Source organism: Candidatus Accumulibacter propinquus, assembly GCF_056856495.1.
Genome location: NZ_JBSEHC010000002.1, coordinates 147,550 through 164,835 on the forward strand (window position 1 = coordinate 147,550; position 17,286 = coordinate 164,835).

Here is a 17,286-nt window from a genome sequence, read left to right on the forward strand (position 1 = left end):
GACCATTCGTGCCAGGATGAACTACGAGATCGCGGGGAGCCGCCAGTCATGCTGAAAACGGAGAGCACCCTGGCCACCGTCTGGTTGATGGTGTTGCGCCTCGTCGAACTGCACGGCATAGACCCGCAGCAACTGCTGCAGGAAATCGGCGTCCGCCCGGAAACCCTGCGCGACGTTTGCGCGCGCCTGCCCGGGCGGCTCGCTGATGTAGCTTTTACCAGGGCAGCGGCGCAGATTCCCGACCCGGCGTTTGCCCTGCGTGCCGGCGAGTGCTGGCACCCGTCCAATCTCGGGACGATGGGCTATGCCTGGCTGTCGAGCAGGACCTTGCACACCGGCATGAAGCGGATGGAACGTTTCGCGCGTATCCTCGGCAGCCGCTTCAGCTATCTTTGCGTCGACGAACCGGCCGGCGTGCGCTTCGTCTATGATCACGGTCGCAACGAAGCGCCGGTGGGTCACCTGATGACCGATTTCACCTTGTCGATCCTGCTCGACATGTGCCGAACCAATTTTGGCAGCAAGCTCAATGCTGCGGCCCTTCGCCTGCGCCGCCCCGAGCCTGCCAACCCGCAACCCTGGCAGGATCTGTTCGGTTGCCAGGTCCAGTTCGGCGCCACCGAGGACAGCGTGCTGTTCGATCGCGAAGCCGTCGATTCGCCGCTGCCGTCCGCGAACATTCCCTTGGCCAACACCTTCGACAGGATCCTGACCGAGCAACTGGCCCAGTTTTTCGACGACGACCTCGTCAGTCGAACCCGCGCCTGCGTATTGCGGCAATTGACTTCAGGGCCGCCTTCGGCGCAGGAAACCGCCAGCGCGCTGGGGATGAGCCAGCGCACGCTGCAGCGCAGGCTGGGCGAACTGGGCCTGAGCTATCAGAGCCTGTTCGATGAAACGCGCCACGAACTCGCGCGCCGCTATCTCGACGACCCGAGCAAGTCGGTGACCGAAATCACCTTCCTGCTCGGGTTTTCCGAGCAGAGCGCATTCACCCGCGCGTTCAGACGCTGGAGCGGCATGTCGCCGACGCACTATCGCTACACTCCGTCCGTGTAGCGTACTTGCGGGTCGCACAAGCCAGGGCCTCCCAGGTCAAGAAAAGTCAGCGCGATTCCCGAGACCTCTTCGGCAAATTCATTTGAGCGGCATCCGTTCGAAATTGGCCCTGCCCACATCAAGGTGAGCGGAATTCAACTCCGCCGTCCGCGTATTGAGTGCGAATCTTTTCGCACTCCGGGATTCGCGCCAGAAACAGGTCGAGCAGGTGCGGATCGAAGCTGACGCGCTTTTGCTGTCGCATGTAATCGACGGCTGCAGCCGTGCTCCAGGCACCCTTGTAGGGGCGCTCGCTGGTCAATGCGTCGAAGACATCGGCAATCGCGACTATCCGCCCTTCCAGCGGAATCGCTTCGCCAGCCAGGCCCTGCGGGTAACCGCTCCCATCCCATTTCTCGTGATGGGTCAGGGCGACGGTACGCGCCATCTGCAGCAATTCGGAATCGTGGTTGCCGATGATCTCGGCACCGACCCGTGCATGGGTTTTCATCAGCTCCCATTCTTCGCCATCCAGGCAGCCAGGTTTGAGCAATACCTTGTCCGGAATTCCGATCTTGCCGATATCGTGCATCGTGGCCGCATTGAGCAGGAGATCCGCCTGCACTTCGGAGACGCCGGCCGCCCGAGCCAGCAACTGCGAAGTTTTGCTCATCCGCACCACATGCATGCCGGTCTCGTTGTCGCGATACTCCGCAGCCCGACCCAGGCGGCGGACAATTTCCCTGCGCGTGTCTTCGAGTTCACGGGTGCGCTCGCGCACCCGGCTCTCCAGCGCCAGCTTCTGGTTGTGGCGTTCGATATGTACCTGCACGCGCAGGCGGACGATTGCAGCGTGGCAGGGTTTGTGGATGTAATCGACGGCACCGAGTTCTAGTCCGCTTGCTTCATCGGCGGCTTCTCCCAGGGTTGTGACGAAGATCACCGGAATTTCACGGGTGAGAATGTCGGCCTTCAAACGGCGGCAGACCTCATGACCGCTCATCTCGGGCATCATCACGTCGAGCAGAATCAGGTCCACCGACTGCTGGCGAACCAAGTCCAGTGCGGCCGCGCCGCTGGAGGCAAAGATCACCCGGTGGAATCCGCGCAGTATCCCGGCGAGGACGGTGATATTCTCGGCGACGTCATCCACGACCAGCACGGTTCCGCGCGCGCTTGGTATCGTCATCACTTTTCTCCCGCAAACCTGCGTCAACACCCTGCAGCAACTGCCGTAAACGCGCCAGCGCGGCTACGGCAGTGGCGAAATCATAACACTCGATTGCTTTCGCGACTTCTTCCCACGCTTTTCGATAGGCGGATGCGGCGAAATGCGGGGTCAGTTCCAGGCACAATTCCTCGGCTTCCGTATCGCTCAGAGCCAACATCTCGGACAATTGCGCAAGTCTGCTCAAGGCATTTGCAGGCAAGCCGGCAGACGTTTCCCGGACGCTCGTTTCTGCAGGTTGATCGATGCTCGCCAAGCCGCCGGAAACCACGCCGAGGCATTGGATCACCGTCGCCAGGTAGTCCTCAACTGCGGCCGTGTCCTGGGTGCCGACGGCGACTTCCAGCGCCGCTGCGGCTTCGCCCAGTTGTACTGCGCCCAACGTATTGGCTATCCCTTTCAGCGAATGCGCCAGCCGCTGAGCGCCCTCCCGGTCGCCGGCTGCGAGCGCGGTGTAGAACTGTGGTGCAAAGTGCTTTCCCTGGTTGTCACGGAAGCGCTTGAGTACCCGCAGCAACGTTGCCGTTTGGCCACCGACTTGAGCGAGCCCGAGAGCGGTGTCGATTCCGGGAAAAGTGGGCAAGGCGGCGCCCGCTTCCGGATCCGGATCGGCAAGTTGGTTCCCGCTTGTTTCCCCGTACTCCGGCAGACATTCGCACAAACGCTGATACAGCAACTCCATGCGGACTGGCTTGGCAACATGTGCGTTCATGCCGGCGGCCAGACAGCGTTCCCGGTCTTCCACCATGGCGTTGGCGGTCAGAGCGATGATCGGCAGATGGCGATGGACCGGATTCTCGCGCAAGGCGCGTGTCGCAGCGAAACCGTCCATCACCGGCATCTGGCAGTCCATCAGAATCACGTCAGGGGTCCTTCTCGCTACTTCCTCGAGCGCCTCTGCACCGTTGCTGGCCATCCGTGGGGGCAACCCGACGCCCACGAGGAGTTCGCCGATGACTTCCCGATTCACCTCGACATCCTCGACCAGAAGAATGTCGAGGTGGCGGAAGCGCGACCACTGTGGCGTGTTCCCCTTGCGCCTTTCGCCGACCAGCGAAAGGTCGCTGACTATTCCCAGGCTGCGTGCCAGTTGGGCATAGAGCTGACGGGCGCTGACCGGCTTGGCGAGCATACCGTCAATCTGGCAGTCGATCTCCCGCAACTCCCCGCGGTGGCTGTAGGCGGTGACCAGCAGCATCGGTGGGGCCGCTCGGCAGCGCGCGGCAAAAGCTGTTCGCAGGCGGCAGATGGTCTCGACGCCATCCAGGTCCGGCATGCGCCAGTCGACGAGGCAGATCAGGAAGTTGGGTGCGGCGTCGGCAGTCGCCCGGGCAAGCGCTTCCGACCCGCTGCTCGCCGTTTCCACCAGCAGGCCCAGCTGGCCAATCATGTGTTCCAGCAGGTGCCGAAAGATCGGGCTGTCATCCACCACCAGCACCGGGCGATCGGCATGTTTGGCCAGTTGGGCGGCAAACCGGGCGATTCCCGAGCGTCGGTCGCTGCCGGCAATGTCAAAACTTGCCGTGAAATGAAAGGTGCTGCCTTTCCCCGGTTCACTCTCCACCCAGATGCGTCCGCCCATCATCTCCACGAGGCGGTGGCTGATCGCCAGCCCCAGGCCGGTGCCGCCGTAGCGGCGCGTGGTCGAGGCATCAGCCTGGGTAAAGGGTTTGAACAGCCTGGACATCTGTTCTGCGGTCATGCCGATTCCTTCGTCGCTGACCGCACAGTGCAACTCGATCCTTGTCGCGGTCTTGCTCACGGTTTCGACTCGAACCACCACCTGTCCACCGTCCGAGAATTTCAGCGCGTTGGTGACCAGGTTGGTCAATACCTGACCGAGCCGCAGCGGGTCGCCAAGCAATAGCCGGGAGTCGTCGTCGATGTCGTAAGCAAGCTCGATTCCCAGGCTCGCGGCGCGCAGGGCGACGACACTCGAGAGTTGATCGAAGACGGACTCGATGACGAAAGGAACCCTTTCCATTTGCAGCTTGCCCGCCTCGATCTTGGAGATGTCGAGAATATCGTTGATGATCAGCAACAGCGAGTCCGCAGCGGACTTGATCTTTCCGACATAGTTGCGCTGCTTGCTGTCGAGCGCCGTACCCAGGCAGAGGTCGGCCATTCCCATGATGGCATTCATGGGTGTTCTGATTTCGTGGCTCATGTTGGCCAGAAACTCGCTCTTCGCCCGGGTGGCTGCTTCGGCGTCGATATTTGCCTGGGTAAGCAACAGGTTGGCTGTCTGCAGATCCGCTGTGCGCGTGCAAATCCGCTGCTCGAGATCGGTATTGAGGCTCCGGATCTCGTTCTCGGCATGCTTGCGTGCACTGATGTCGGTGCCGACCCCGCGGTAGCCCCCGAACACTCCTGATCTGTCGAAAATCGGATCGCCGCTGATCGAGATATGCTGCACGTTGCCGTCGACACCCGCGCGCGAAAACTCGAAAGCGCGGAAGGGTTGGTGCGCATCGAGCACCGCCCGGTGCTTCAGCCAGTCCGCTGCGCTCGGCGAGAGATACGGCATTTCCCAGTGGCGCTGGCCAATTTGTCCGTCGAGCGGAGACATCGCTACCCCGCTGGCCATGCTGCCGGACCCGAGCAGGGTCAGGCGGTGCTCCGGATCGCTTTCCCAGTAATAGTCGGAGGACATTTCGGCCAGGCTGCGAAATCGAAATTCACTCTCGCGAACCCGCTTCCTCAAGGTGCTGATTTGCGCAGCAATGAAATTGAACAGTTGCAACCAGCAGGCCAGGATCACCCAACTCATCAATTCAAGGCGGGCGTCACGGACGGCTTCCGGTCGCAGATGAATCAGCATCAGAATGACCAAAGCGTAGGCCGCCAGGGTGTATAGCGTAATCAGAGGGAAGTCGCGCGCATCGAGGCGATAGATGCCGAACAGCAGTACGAAGAAACATCCGAACAAGGCGACGTTGCGACCGTCGTCCATGTGGTACAGGATGTACATCAGAAACGTTATTGCGATCAGCATCTGCAGGCGAGTAAGGCTGGGATCCTTGAATCGGAGATTGAAGCCTGAGCGAAAGACCAGGTACAGCCCAAGATTGACCCCAACAGCGGCGACCGCAGGTGGCAGCGTCGCCGACGAGGGATACACGCCGAAAGCCCAAATGATTGCCACCTGCGCAGCCGAGAAGAGGTAAACGAACCCGGCCAGCGCGAAACGACGCACGCGCAAGGCCTGCGCCCGATCGAGCGAGGGTGGAATGAGGAGAGTGCCAAGCTTCATCAATGACCAACCTGATGCGGGCGAAGGAGCAGCAAAAAGAACGCGATGTATTCGGCGGCCAGGTGCCGGTCGACGACGCTTGCCTGGGCGCCGAACGCACGGTCGGCAAGGCGGGGCGTGGCTCAGAGAACCGGCTTTCCTCCGAGGCAGCGGCCTCGTTCAGCGAGGAGTTTCCCCCTTGCGTGCCAGATTCACGCTCGTTCCCGGCTTTACTCTGAAGGCCATAGCCCATTGGGCCAAGAGCAACCCGTGGTCGCCGTAGCAGTCTGAGCGCCGCAGCTCCGGCGATCGATTCCGGCGGCTGAGGTTCATTGCCAATCAGGATTACAAATATACTCCCCGGACGTTGGCCATGGGTGCCGAAATCAGAACGCCTGGTCCTTCGTCTCCCGGAACTGCACCCGAGCCTACTGCGAAAGCGGTGTTTCAGCGAAAGCAGATCGCGTTGCGGCCCATCTGTTTGGCTTGGTACATGGCGTCGTCCGCGCGTTTGAAGATTTCGTGTGGGTTCGTTTCCTGACCGACAAATAGCGTGACGCCGATACTCGACGAACAGCGATGCGCAATCGTCGCTGCAGTCTTGCCTTCCTGGTCCACGGTCAGGGAATAGGGCTGCGCCAGTGCAGAGCGGATTTTCTCGGCAACGGCCATGGCGTCGTCCCGGGAGGCTGCTTCGCTGGCATCAAGGCCGCCGAGCACGACCACGAACTCGTCACCGCCGAGGCGCGCCACCGTATCGATTTCGCGGACGTTGGCGCCGAGTCGCCGAGCCACTTCGATCAGCAGCAGGTCGCCGACGGCATGACCCTGCTGATCATTGAGCGGCTTGAAGTTGTCGAGGTCAAGCAGCAGCAGCGCGCCATGCCGGCCGCTGCGCCTGCTGGCGGCCAGGGTGCGAGCCAGGCGGTCATGCAGCATGCGTCGGTTGGGAAGCTGCGTCAGGCTGTCGTAGTAGGCCAGGTTGCGGATCTCCTCCTCGATCCGTTTGCGCTCGGTGATGTTGCTATGCACCACGACCGCGGCCTTCTGACCGGCTCCCAGGGGGGTGACCGTCATCATGAACCAGCGTTGTTGCTGCGGTGAATGGCAGGGATATTCGAGGCTGAAGGTCGGCAGGCGGCCATCGAGCACGGCACGGATGCCGTCGCGGGCGGCCGCCCCCTCTGCCGAGGTGGAGGATGCAGGGTCCGCGCAGACTTGCAGGTAGTTGGTCCCGACATCGGTGTTCGGTGCGAGGCGGCCAGGCTCGGGGCTGTTCTCCAGAGAGAATTGACGCCAGGCGTTGTTGGTTGCAATGATCTTGCCGGTTTCATCGATCACCGCGATGTGATTGGACACGGAGTCAAGCACGCCCTGGACGAAGAGCTTGCTTTCGCGCAAAGCCTCTTCGGCTTGCCGGCGTTCGCTCTGGTCGAAAAAGGTGGCGAGAAAGTGGCGACCGAAGGTGACGCCAGCGATTTCGATGTCGCGCGTACCACCATTCTTGCAGCGCACGCGGTATTCGACGGGCTCGATGTCCTTGACGCCTGCGGCGGCTTCGCTTACCGATGCTTGCCACCGATCCTGCGCCCATTGGCGATAGCCGGATTCCGGGCAGGCCATCTGCCACCACTCGGCAAGGTCAGGCACGTCGGCCTCCAGGTAGCCGAACAGGCTGATAAAGCGCTGATTGCGAAAGTACATCCGGCCTTGCTCATCGACCAGGCAGACACCGATCGGCATCTCGTCCAGCATCCGCCTGAACCTTGCTTCACTCTCCCGGACGGCGCGCGCTGCAGCCTCCGAACTGTCGAGGTGCCGGCGCAGGGTGAATATCGCCGCCAGCAGCATTCCCGAGAGCAGCGCGCCGAGCAGCAGAAACCAGACGGCATTGCGTCGCCAATCTGCAAGATAATCGTCCTCCGCCAGTCCGACCAGCAGGTAGTAGGGCTGTCCTTCAATCTTTCGGACTGTCGCCAGGCGGCGCCGGCCGTCCACCGCAGAAGCATAGTCGAACTGGGTGAACGGGGTTCCGGCAGCGATGACCTCCAGGAACGGTGAGGCTACCTTGCTGCTGACGCCCGGATCGTCGGGCCTGTCGTACTCGGGGAACTGGGCGGCAAGGGTGAACTCGGTGTCGGCAAGGGCGACGGTCCCATGGCGTCCGAGATCCAGCCGGGCGTAGCTCTCGGTCAAGGCCTGCGCCGACAGCGAGCAGATGGCGATACCGGCGAACGAACCATCGGCCTGGTTGACCCTGCGCGACACTGCGATCCGCCATTGCCGCGGATTCCGGCCGAACTCCGCCGGGCCGACCACCAGCCCGCCATCGGATGGCTCGGCCAGGGACAGGAAGTGGTCGGGCCGTGCAATGTGGCCTGTGTCGGCAGTGTTGATCGAGCCGTAACGCAATCTTCCATCCGCCCCCAGGAACTGAAAGCCGATCAGGTCCGGGTGACGCGCATTCTGGCGGTCGATGGCGACTTCGATCGCTGTTTCGTTCAGCCGATTGCTGTTTCCTTGCCGGGAGACGGCGTCCGCGATGTTCAGCAGGCCCAGGTCGATCTGCCGCACGCTGCTGTTGAAATTGTCTGCCAGGATTCTCGAAAGGTTTGCCGTGGCCACCGCAGCCGTGTGCCGGGCATCGGCCCGACCCTGCAGAATCGCCCAACCGATCAAGGCAGTGATGATCGCCAGAATTGAAAATCCGCCGGCAAACCAGGGGATGCCGCGCACGCGAGTCAGGGCGAATGAGCCGGTTGCCGGCGTTCGGTCCACCTTATCCACCTTGTCGTTCACCTTGCCGTGTCCAAGCCCGAAACCCCAGTGCCCGCTTGCACGCATCTGCTGATCGAGTCCACTACGCCCGGAGCCGTGGTAAACGGGGATTCGGAGTAGCCGCGGTACGGCATCCGTGCCCGGACTTGGACGAACACCGGACGGGCGCCACCGGCCGGCGTTCGACCGAGAGTCTCCTCGGCAGCGTTACGCGTCGGAGGCCATCATCCGAATCTTCGTTTTGCCTGCTCCCGGCGTTCCTGGGCTTCGAGGCAGAGGGCTGCGGTCGGCCGTGCCAGGAGCCGGGGGATGCCGATCGGTTCGCCGGTTTCCTCGCACCAGCCATAGTTGCCTTCATCGATGCGCCGCAGGGCCTCGCGGATTTTCTGCAGGAGTTTTCTTTCACGGTCTCTGACGCGCAGCTCGAGGGTGTGCTCTTCCTCGGCACTGGCACGATCGTTCCAGTCGGAACTCGTTTCGCTCTCCTGCAGGTGACCCGCGGTTGCTTTCACTGCCGACAGCAGTGCCTGTTCGTCAGCCTGCAGGCGGCGACGAAAAAAAGCCAGTTGCGGGGCGGACATGTAGTGCTCGGGCGAGGCGGACAACAGTGCGGCCTCGGTTTCAGCGTCAACTCGTCCAGCAAGCTTGTCCATGTTCATCACTCCTTCTCTTTCTGATTGCCCAGCGACCGTTTGAGTCGGCGTGTCCGGCCGAGCCTGGAAATCCGGACAGAGCAGTCGCGGTGCCGATCGCCCCCCTTCCGAATGGCTGTTGCGCTTATCGCTTTGCCATCAGACGACCATCATGGAGCGGGCTCTCGCTTCCGAACGGCCCGTGCCATGTTATCCCATTGCGCGGCGGTGGCATAGCTGCAACGTGCGGCCCGACCCTTCACCGGAGAGACAGCCGCCCTGAGCACGAATGGGATGCACTTTGCATGCCCGCCAGGCCAGCCTGACGAGCCACACAACACGGCCGGGTCAACGAAAAAACCGCCCGCGGGCGGTTTCAACAGATGCGTCTGCAATGACTGAACATTTTGCCAACGCTCTCGAAAAGTGCCGAACCGGCACCGACGATGCAGTTGGTAGGCGCGATTGGAATCGAACCAACGACCCCCACCATGTCAAGGTGGTGCTCTAACCATCTGAGCTACGCGCCTCCGTCGAAGCCTATGGTGCGGGCGACTTCAAGGAAGTGCGCATTATACGGGCCTGGAGCTTCAAGTCAAGCGTCTGCGTCTGTCGCCTTGCGCCAGCACCTGGCGAGGTAACCCTTACTCGCCGATCACGTCGGTATTGGCGGGCGTGGTGAAGCGGAACAACGCAGGAGCCAGCCTGGGATTGCGCTCGAGGTGTGAGAACGCCAGCGAGGTGATCTGGCCCAGGCTGTCGAACAACTCCATCGCCCGTAGATCGTTGCCGGCAAAACCGAGTCGGACCTTCTCGAAACCGCTGTCCTGGACCTTGGGAATCGCTTCGATCCACTCCAGACCATCGCGTTCGCCGGCTTCGCGCAGGCTGAAGCTCTTCTCGATCTGGGCATCGCCGGCGAGCAGCGAGGCCGGCGTTCCGCCGAGCGCCGTACCGGCTTTCCTGACCGTGACCTGGCGCAAATCCGGGTCGTGGATCCAGACTTTCTCTCCGTCCCCCAGCAGCAACTGGCTGTAGGGCTTCTCGATCTGCCAGCGAAACTTGCCGGGGCGCGAGAACATCATGACCCCGCTCGAGGTCTGGGGCTGGCGCCCGTTCCTGGCGATCACTGTCTGCGTGAAGTCGGCACGCACCGTCCGGGTGGACTCCAGGAACTGGTGCAACTTGTCGATCGCTCCTGCGCCTGCCGCCTGCGCAGCCAGCAGGCAGGCGGCGGCGATGAGGCTGCGCCGGATCATTCTTCCTCCTTGCGGGCCAGGACTTCGCGACCACCACGCGCGTCCATGGCGGAAACCAGTCCAGCCTTCTCCATCGCCTCGATCAGGCGGGCCGAGCGGTTGTAGCCGATGCGCAGGTGTCGCTGCACCAGTGAGATCGACGCGCGTCGATTCTTCAGCACCACCTCGACTGCCTGGTCATAGACCGGGTCGGCCTCCCCATCGGTGTCGAGGCCAGCACTCTCGCCGCCACCTTCGCCGTCCTCATCTCCGACGCTGCCCTTGAGCACGCCATCGACGTAATCCGGGGTACCCGTTTTCTTCAGGTAGTCGACGACCCGATGCACTTCGTCATCGGCGACAAAAGCACCATGGACGCGGGTCGGATAACCCGTTCCCGGTGCCAGATAGAGCATGTCACCCTGGCCCAGCAGCGTCTCGGCACCCATTTGGTCGAGGATGGTGCGCGAATCGATTTTTGACGACACCTGGAATGAGATGCGCGTCGGGATGTTGGCCTTGATCAGACCGGTGATGACGTCGACCGACGGCCGCTGCGTGGCGAGAATCAGGTGAATGCCCGAGGCGCGGGCCTTTTGGGCCAGGCGGGCGATCAGTTGCTCGACGGTCTTGCCGGAAACCATCATCAGGTCGGCGAGTTCGTCGATCACGACGACGATGTACGGCAGTATCGACAGCGGTTCGGGAGCGTCCGGGGTCAGCGATACCGGGTTGGCTATCTTCTCGTCGTTCTTCTCGCGCGTCTCGGATGCGCTGGTTGAGTCCGGCAAGATTGCGCACGCCCATCGCGGACATCAGCTTGTAGCGCTTTTCCATCTCGCGCGACACACCAGTTGAGGGCGTTGGCGGCGTGCTTCATGTCGACCACCACCGGTGCGAGCAGATGCGGGATGCCCTCGTAGATCGACAGTTCGAGCATTTTGGGGTCGACCAGGATCAGCCGCACCTGGTCGGGCTCGGCCTTGTAGAGCAGCGACAGGATCATCGCGTTGATACCGACCGACTTGCCGGAGCCGGTCGTGCCGGCCACCAGCAGGTGCGGCATCTTGGCCAGATCGACCACCAGCGGCTGACCGCTGATGTCCTTGCCGAGGGTGATCGTCAGCGGCGAGTTCAGTTCATGGTATTCCTTGCTGGAGATGATTTCCAGCAAGCGCACCACTTGACGCTTCGGGTTCGGGAGTTCGATCGCCATCGACGACTTGCCCGGCACCGTTTCGACCACGCGTACCGAGGTCAGCGACAGCGAGCGCGCCAGATCCTTGGCCAGGTTGAGGATCTGGGCCCCCTTGACGCCCACCGCCGGCTCGAATTCATATCGGGTGATGACCGGCCCCGGGTAGGCCGCGGTCACCGTGACCTGCACGCCAAAGTCGGCGAGTTTGCGCTCGATCAGCCGCGAGGTGTATTCAAGGGTTTCCGGGCGTACGCGGTCACTCTGCGGTGGCGCCGGTTCGAGCAGATGCAGGGGTGGCAGCAGGGCGCCCTCGACGGCGTCGGGAAAGAGCGCTGGTTGCCGCTCGCGGGCGATGCGCTTGTCAACTTTCGGCGCCGGTGGTGGTGTCGTGATTGCGCTTGCTTTCTCACTCGGGAGAGGCTCCGGCTGCAGGGCTTCGACTGGCTGCTCGTCTTGCGGCGGCAGCGGTGCCGGGGTGGCTGCCGGCTCGGGCCTGTCGGCAAGGGACGGCTGCGGCCCTTCGGCGAGCGTCGGTTCCCGAGCGTCGCTGCGCTTGACCCCCTGCTTCGGTGGTGGAGGGGTGGCCGTCTCTGGTTTCTCGGGTAGGGAGGGTTCATGCGCCTCGCCCCGTTTCTTCTCGCCATCGACCACCGCTTTGCGTTCGCGCGCGACTTCGCGGCCGATCCGCCTGTCCTGCCAGCGCTCGAACAGCTTGCCAACGCCGACAACCGCCCCCTCGAGGAGTGTTCCAGCGCGTTCCGCGGCGCTGATCCACGACATGCCGGAGAAGATGCTCCAGCCAAGGATCAGCATCGCCAACAGGGTCAGCGTCGCGCCGGTATAGCCCAGGTAGCGTACCGCGAAATCGCGCAACTCCAGGCCCATCACGCCTCCCGGACCGACCGGCAGCGTCGCCTTGAGGGTGTAGAAACGCAGGGTTTCGAGGCCACTGCTGGCGACGAGCAGCACCACGAATCCAGCCAGAGCAATGTACAGCGGGCGGCGGTCGGTTGGCCGTTGACCGTCGAGTCGGCGGTAGCCCCACCAGACGAAGGCGAGCAGCAGGGCGATCCACCACCACGCCGAGACGCCGAAGACGTACAGCATCAAATCAGCCAGCCAGGCGCCGCTGCGACCGGCCGGGTTATGCAGCGTCGTGGCATGTACGGCGTGCGACCAGCCGGGGTCGGCCCGATGGTAACCCCACAGGGAGAGCGCGAGAAAGCTCGCGACGGCGACCAGGACCAGCCAGCGCGATTCCCGCAGCAGAACCGCGATCTTCTCCGGCAGCGGACTCGGCGCTCTGGACGGAGACGCCGTCCTGCCGGCAAGTTTATTCAGCAAAGCCATCAGTTTCGGACGGAGAGTGGGAATAGGAAAATGGGGTTCAGGGCCGCGGTGAGGCAGTGACCGGGGCGGGGACGCGCTTTTCGAGAATGACGATACGACCTTCTTCGGCCCGGAAGTAGCCGCGATTTTCCAGATCCTTCATCACCCGGCTGACCATTTCGCGCGAGGCCCCGATCATCTTGGCGATATCCTGTTTGGTCAGCCGCCGACGGATCACGCGTTCGCCGTGCTCGTCTTCCGAGAAGTCCAGGAGCAACTTGGCGACGCGACCATAGACGTCGAGCAGCGCCAGACTTTCGATATTGCGATCCGCTTCACGCAGGCGCTGCACGAGGCTCTTCATGATGTTCAGGCAGAGGTCGAAGTTCTCGGCCAGGCAGCGCTTGAAGTCGGTCTTGGTGATCACCAGCAGTTCGCAGGTTTCGGTGGCGACCACGTCTGCTGAACGCGGGCTGCCATCGATCAGACCCATCTCGCCGAAGAACTCGCCGGGGCCGAGCAGGGTCAGAATCACCTCGCGTCCCTCTTCATCGCTGTTGAGCACCTTGGCGCCGCCGCTGATCAGGACGTACAGCGAATCAGTGCTGTCGCCGGCGCGAACGATGGTGGTCTGGCGCGTTACCCGTCGATGAAACGCGACTTTTGCGATCTGTTCGAGTTGCGAATCGGGTACGCCGGCAAAAATCGGGATGCTGTGCAACAAAGTCAGGCTGGGACCTCTCCTGGGTTGCTCGACCTGAATGTTCATGGGCCAATCTTTCATCAAGTGAAGTGATTTCTATCAAAGGCTTGCGCCGGGATTATAAGGCACTTTGCCGCATTTCGAAGGAAACCCGCCACGAACTTGGCGCCGGGAGCTTGCGTTTTGCCGGTTATAATTTTTCCATCACCCACCACCAGAGCGAACAAGATGAATCAAGCAACCCGCCACTGCCGCCTGCTGATCCTCGGCTCGGGCCCTGCCGGCTATACTGCCGCGGTCTATGCTGCGCGTGCCAACCTGCAGCCGGTGCTGATCACCGGCATGGCCCAGGGGGGACAATTGATGACCACCACCGACGTCGACAACTGGCCGGCCGATGCGCAGGGCGTGCAGGGGCCGGATCTGATGCAGCGCTTTGAAGAACATGCGCGTCGATTCGAAACCGAGATCATCTTCGACCACATCCACACCGCGCGGCTGACCGAAAAGCCCTTTACTCTGATCGGCGATTCCGGCGCTTACACCTGCGATGCGCTGATCATCGCTACCGGCGCTTCGGCCCAATACCTGGGCCTGCCTTCCGAAGAAACTTATGCCGGTCGTGGGGTTTCCGCCTGTGCCACCTGCGACGGTTTCTTCTACCGCAACCAGCCGGTAGCCGTCATTGGCGGTGGCAACACGGCGGTCGAGGAAGCGCTCTACCTGGCGAACATCGCCAGTCACGTCACCCTCGTACATCGACGCGACAGGCTGCGCAGTGAAAAGATCCTGCAGGACAAACTGTTTGCCAAGGAACAGGCCGGCAAGGTCACGATCCGCTGGAACTGCATGCTCGACGAGGTGCTCGGCGATGCCTCCGGAGTTACCGGCATGCGCATACGAAACAAGCTCACCGACACCACCGAGGAACTGCCGCTGATGGGCGTCTTCATTGCCATCGGCCACCGGCCGAACACCGAACTTTTCGTCGGCCAGCTTGAAATGGACGGCGGCTATCTGGTCACGCAGTGCGGACGCCAAGGCAATTTCACGGCGACCTCAATCGCCGGCGTCTTTGCCGCCGGCGACGTTCAGGATCACATTTACCGTCAGGCCTGTACTTCGGCGGGCAGCGGCTGCATGGCGGCGCTCGATGCCGAGCGCTACCTCGACAGCCTCGGTCTGGCCGGCTGAGGGTGGGGCGGGTTCCCAGCGAGCGAGGCCCTCGACATGCGCGCGCGACCGACACGAGGAGCGATGCTGGCGATGAACCACCGCGATCGACCCGATTCCGAAGATGTAGCCGTGTTTCTTGCCGCGGTCGATGGGGCGACGCCGCTGCGCAAGTTTGATCGCGTCAGCTTTGAACCGCCCAGGCCTAGCCCGCGACCACGGCAGCGCGAACTCGACGAATCGGCGGTCATCGGCGAAATGCTGCATGCGCCTCTGGGCATCGACGACTGGCTCGACCTCGGCGGTGCCGACTCTTTTCTGCGCAACGGCCTGCCACGCACCCTGCTGCGTGACCTGCGTCGCGGGCGCTGGAGTATCCAGGATCACGTGGACCTGCACGGCATGAACCGGCATGAGGCGCACGCGCAAGTGGCGCTGTTCATTGCCGAAGCACTGGCTGCGGGCAAGCGCTGCCTGCGTATCGTACACGGCCGCGGGCATGGTTCTCCAGGTCGGGAGGCGATCCTGCGTCAGTGGGTCAAGGTCTGGCTCGGCCGCTGCCAGGAGGTGCTGGCATTTTGTCACGCGCCGCCCAACGACGGCGGTGATGGTGCCTTGTGGGTGCTGCTGAAGGCCGGCGGCAAAATCCGCCCGTAGGCGCTCCGGCTAATCAGATCGCTGCTTCGTCGACTTCGCCAGTGCGGATGCGGACCACCTGCTCGACGGTGCTGACGAAGATCTTGCCGTCGCCGATCTTGCCGGTACGTGCGGCCTTGACGATGGCGTCGATGGCGTTCTCCACTGCCGTATCGGAAACGACGATCTCGATCTTCACCTTGGGCAGGAAATCAACCACATACTCCGCCCCACGATAGAGTTCGGTGTGGCCCTTCTGGCGGCCGAATCCCTTCACCTCGGTGACCGTCAGGCCGGTCACGCCAATCTCGGACAAGGCCTCACGCACTTCGTCGAGCTTGAATGGTTTGATGATCGCTTCAATTTTTTTCATGGCCTCTGCTCCTGGGAAGATCGTAAAGAAATCGTATCAGAAATCCGGCTTCCGTAAGTGATCAGTAGGGGTCGCGGTAGCGATTGGTGATCGGGAAACGCCAATCCTTGCCGAAACCGCGCTGCGTTACCCGGATGCCTACGGGTGCCTGACGTCGCTTGTACTCACTGATCTTGAGCAAATGGACGACACGGCGCACGTCGGCTTCGGCGTAACCACGGGCAATGATCTCGCACGGACTGAGGTCCTTTTCCATGTACGCCTCGACGATGGCATCGAGCACTGCGTAGGGCGGCAGACTGTCCTGGTCGGTCTGGTCCGGTTTCAACTCCGCAGAGGGCGGGCGGTTGATGATCCGCTCGGGAATGACGTACGAACGCGTGTTGCGCCAGCGCGAGAGGCGATAGACCAGCGTCTTGGCGATGTCCTTGATCACCGCGAAACCGCCCGCCATGTCTCCGTAGAGCGTGCAGTAACCGACTGCCATTTCGGACTTGTTGCCGGTGGTCAGGACCAACGAACCGGTCTTGTTCGAGAGGGCCATCAGGATCATGCCGCGAATCCGGGCCTGCAGATTTTCTTCAGTGGTATCGGCCGGCAGGCCAGCAAACTGCTTCTCGAGCATGCTGCCGAGGGTCAGCATGGCCGGCTCGATGGCGATTTCGTCGTAGCGGACGCCGAGCAGGCGCACCATCTCACGTGACTCCGAGAGGCTCAGTTCGGCGGTGTACGGGGAAGGCATCATCACCGCCCGCACCTTGTCGGCGCCGAGAGCGTCGACCGCGATGCACAGCGTCAGCGCCGAGTCGATGCCTCCTGAAAGGCCGATGATGGCGCCGGGAAAACCGTTCTTGCCAAGGTAGTCGCGCACCCCGAGCACCAGCGCCTGGTAGACCTCGGCTTCCAGGCAGGGCGCGGCAACGATGGCACCCGGTTGTGGCTCGCCATCGACGAAATCGACCACTGCCAGCGCTTCCTCGAACTGCGGCAACTGACAGCACAGGAGCCCCCGTGAGTCAAGCACGAACGAACCCCCGTCGAAGACCAGTTCGTCCTGTCCGCCGGCCAGGTTTGCGTAGACCACCGGCAGGCCGGTAGTGGCGATACGTTGGCGCAGGACTTCTGTACGTCGCTCGCGTTTACCCATGTGGTAAGGCGAGGCATTGAGCACCAGTAATATCGCCGCGCCAGCCGCGCGCGCCAGATCGGCGGCGCCAGGCTCCCAGACGTCGGCGCAGATGTTGACGCCGCAGCGAATGCCTTTGAGCGTCAGTACACAAGGCCCGTCACCAGAGTCGAAATACCGCTCTTCGTCGAAGACCTCGTAGCTGGGCAGACGCTGCTTGTAATAGGTTGCCAGCCGCTGCCCATCGTTGAGCAGCGTTGCGGCGTTGTAGCAGTGCGAGTCGCGCTTCTCCGGGTGACCGACGAGGACGGCGATGCCTTGCAGGCTATTGGCCAGGGCATCGAGTTCTCGTTCACAGGTTTCGCAGAAGTCGGCGCGCAGCAGCAGATCCTCGGGAGGATAACCGCATAGCGCCAGTTCGGGCGTCAGCAACAGGTCGGCACCCTGTTGCCGGGCACGCTCGGCAAAATCGAGGATCCGTGCGCGGTTGCCGGCGAAGTCGCCAACCGTGGCATTGATCTGGGCAATCGCAATCTTCAGGGACATAAGCACAGGTACCAGAAAAAGGGGCGCACCTGCGCCCCCCGATCAGCTTGGCGGAA

Annotated in this window: 11 protein-coding genes, 1 tRNA gene and 2 pseudogenes; 4 read left to right on the forward strand and 10 right to left on the reverse strand. The window is 62.5% G+C overall.

Annotation, left to right across the window (positions count from 1 at the left end):
* Positions 1-48: 48 nt before the first annotated feature.
* The gene (locus AC15MQ_RS03175) at positions 49-1,059 is read left to right on the forward strand and encodes an AraC family transcriptional regulator (protein WP_483079296.1); all 1,011 of its coding nucleotides are present in this window, start codon (positions 49-51) and stop codon (positions 1,057-1,059) included.
* A 118-nt stretch (positions 1,060-1,177) separates the two neighbouring features.
* Here AC15MQ_RS03175 and AC15MQ_RS03180 read toward each other — a convergent pair whose 3' ends face one another.
* Positions 1,178-2,227 carry an HD-GYP domain-containing protein gene (locus tag AC15MQ_RS03180; RefSeq protein WP_483079297.1) on the reverse strand — a complete coding sequence of 350 codons (1,050 nt, stop codon included), beginning with the start codon at positions 2,225-2,227 and terminating at the stop codon, positions 1,178-1,180.
* Positions 2,184-5,519, reverse strand: a complete 3,336-nt coding sequence (locus AC15MQ_RS03185) for a hybrid sensor histidine kinase/response regulator (RefSeq protein ID WP_483079298.1) — start codon at positions 5,517-5,519, stop codon at positions 2,184-2,186. The genes AC15MQ_RS03180 and AC15MQ_RS03185 overlap by 44 nt, the downstream gene beginning before the upstream one ends.
* A gap of 11 nt (positions 5,520-5,530) precedes the next feature.
* Between AC15MQ_RS03185 and AC15MQ_RS03190 the strand changes: the two are divergent.
* Positions 5,531-5,766, forward strand: a pseudogene (locus tag AC15MQ_RS03190) (IS1595 family transposase); the annotation flags it as partial.
* A gap of 179 nt (positions 5,767-5,945) precedes the next feature.
* Here AC15MQ_RS03190 and AC15MQ_RS03195 read toward each other — a convergent pair.
* The 6 genes and pseudogenes from AC15MQ_RS03195 to AC15MQ_RS03220 form a co-directional block, all read right to left on the reverse strand.
* The gene (locus tag AC15MQ_RS03195) at positions 5,946-8,342 is read right to left on the reverse strand and encodes a bifunctional diguanylate cyclase/phosphodiesterase (protein WP_483079299.1); all 2,397 of its coding nucleotides are present in this window, start codon (positions 8,340-8,342) and stop codon (positions 5,946-5,948) included.
* 158 nt (positions 8,343-8,500) lie between these two features.
* Positions 8,501-8,935 carry an RNA polymerase-binding protein DksA gene (gene dksA / locus AC15MQ_RS03200; protein ID WP_434735572.1) on the reverse strand — a complete coding sequence of 145 codons (435 nt, stop codon included), beginning with the start codon at positions 8,933-8,935 and terminating at the stop codon, positions 8,501-8,503.
* Between the two features lie 426 nt (positions 8,936-9,361).
* Positions 9,362-9,438 (reverse strand) — tRNA-Val (locus AC15MQ_RS03205).
* Between the two features lie 114 nt (positions 9,439-9,552).
* The gene (gene lolA, locus AC15MQ_RS03210; protein ID WP_287669329.1) at positions 9,553-10,167 is read right to left on the reverse strand and encodes an outer membrane lipoprotein periplasmic chaperone LolA; all 615 of its coding nucleotides are present in this window, start codon (positions 10,165-10,167) and stop codon (positions 9,553-9,555) included.
* Positions 10,164-12,694, reverse strand: a pseudogene (locus AC15MQ_RS03215) (DNA translocase FtsK). Before AC15MQ_RS03215 ends, lolA begins: the two are co-directional and overlap by 4 nt.
* Positions 12,695-12,731: 37 nt before the next feature.
* The gene (locus AC15MQ_RS03220; RefSeq protein ID WP_287669323.1) at positions 12,732-13,442 is read right to left on the reverse strand and encodes a Crp/Fnr family transcriptional regulator; all 711 of its coding nucleotides are present in this window, start codon (positions 13,440-13,442) and stop codon (positions 12,732-12,734) included.
* Positions 13,443-13,604: 162 nt separating this feature from the next.
* Between AC15MQ_RS03220 and trxB the strand changes: the two genes are divergently transcribed.
* Together trxB and AC15MQ_RS03230 are read left to right on the forward strand one after the other, a co-directional pair.
* On the forward strand, positions 13,605-14,570 hold the full coding sequence (gene trxB, locus AC15MQ_RS03225) for a thioredoxin-disulfide reductase (protein ID WP_287669321.1): 966 nt from the start codon (positions 13,605-13,607) through the stop codon (positions 14,568-14,570).
* Positions 14,571-14,642: 72 nt separating this feature from the next.
* Positions 14,643-15,206 (forward strand): Smr/MutS family protein, encoded by a 564-nt coding sequence (locus AC15MQ_RS03230; RefSeq protein WP_483079300.1) that lies wholly within the window; start codon positions 14,643-14,645, stop codon positions 15,204-15,206.
* A gap of 13 nt (positions 15,207-15,219) precedes the next feature.
* Here the strand turns inward: AC15MQ_RS03230 and AC15MQ_RS03235 are convergent, their stop codons facing one another.
* On the reverse strand, positions 15,220-15,558 hold the full coding sequence (locus tag AC15MQ_RS03235) for a P-II family nitrogen regulator (protein ID WP_287669317.1): 339 nt from the start codon (positions 15,556-15,558) through the stop codon (positions 15,220-15,222).
* 61 nt (positions 15,559-15,619) lie between these two features.
* Positions 15,620-17,230, reverse strand: coding sequence for an NAD+ synthase (locus tag AC15MQ_RS03240; protein ID WP_483079301.1), 1,611 nt, complete (start codon positions 17,228-17,230; stop codon positions 15,620-15,622).
* Positions 17,231-17,286: the final 56 nt, after the last annotated feature.

What these genes read in the sequence shown, in the direction of transcription:
- AC15MQ_RS03175 (WP_483079296.1), top strand. Translation starts at nt 49, where the DNA reads ATGCTGAAAACGGAGAGCACCCTGGCCACCGTCTGGTTGATGGTGTTG.
- AC15MQ_RS03180 (WP_483079297.1), bottom strand. Translation starts at nt 2,227, where the DNA reads ATGACGATACCAAGCGCGCGCGGAACCGTGCTGGTCGTGGATGACGTC.
- AC15MQ_RS03185 (WP_483079298.1), bottom strand. Translation starts at nt 5,519, where the DNA reads ATGAAGCTTGGCACTCTCCTCATTCCACCCTCGCTCGATCGGGCGCAG.
- AC15MQ_RS03195 (WP_483079299.1), bottom strand. Translation starts at nt 8,342, where the DNA reads ATGCGTGCAAGCGGGCACTGGGGTTTCGGGCTTGGACACGGCAAGGTG.
- dksA (WP_434735572.1), bottom strand. Translation starts at nt 8,935, where the DNA reads ATGAACATGGACAAGCTTGCTGGACGAGTTGACGCTGAAACCGAGGCC.
- lolA (WP_287669329.1), bottom strand. Translation starts at nt 10,167, where the DNA reads ATGATCCGGCGCAGCCTCATCGCCGCCGCCTGCCTGCTGGCTGCGCAG.
- AC15MQ_RS03220 (WP_287669323.1), bottom strand. Translation starts at nt 13,442, where the DNA reads ATGAACATTCAGGTCGAGCAACCCAGGAGAGGTCCCAGCCTGACTTTG.
- trxB (WP_287669321.1), top strand. Translation starts at nt 13,605, where the DNA reads ATGAATCAAGCAACCCGCCACTGCCGCCTGCTGATCCTCGGCTCGGGC.
- AC15MQ_RS03230 (WP_483079300.1), top strand. Translation starts at nt 14,643, where the DNA reads ATGAACCACCGCGATCGACCCGATTCCGAAGATGTAGCCGTGTTTCTT.
- AC15MQ_RS03235 (WP_287669317.1), bottom strand. Translation starts at nt 15,558, where the DNA reads ATGAAAAAAATTGAAGCGATCATCAAACCATTCAAGCTCGACGAAGTG.
- AC15MQ_RS03240 (WP_483079301.1), bottom strand. Translation starts at nt 17,230, where the DNA reads ATGTCCCTGAAGATTGCGATTGCCCAGATCAATGCCACGGTTGGCGAC.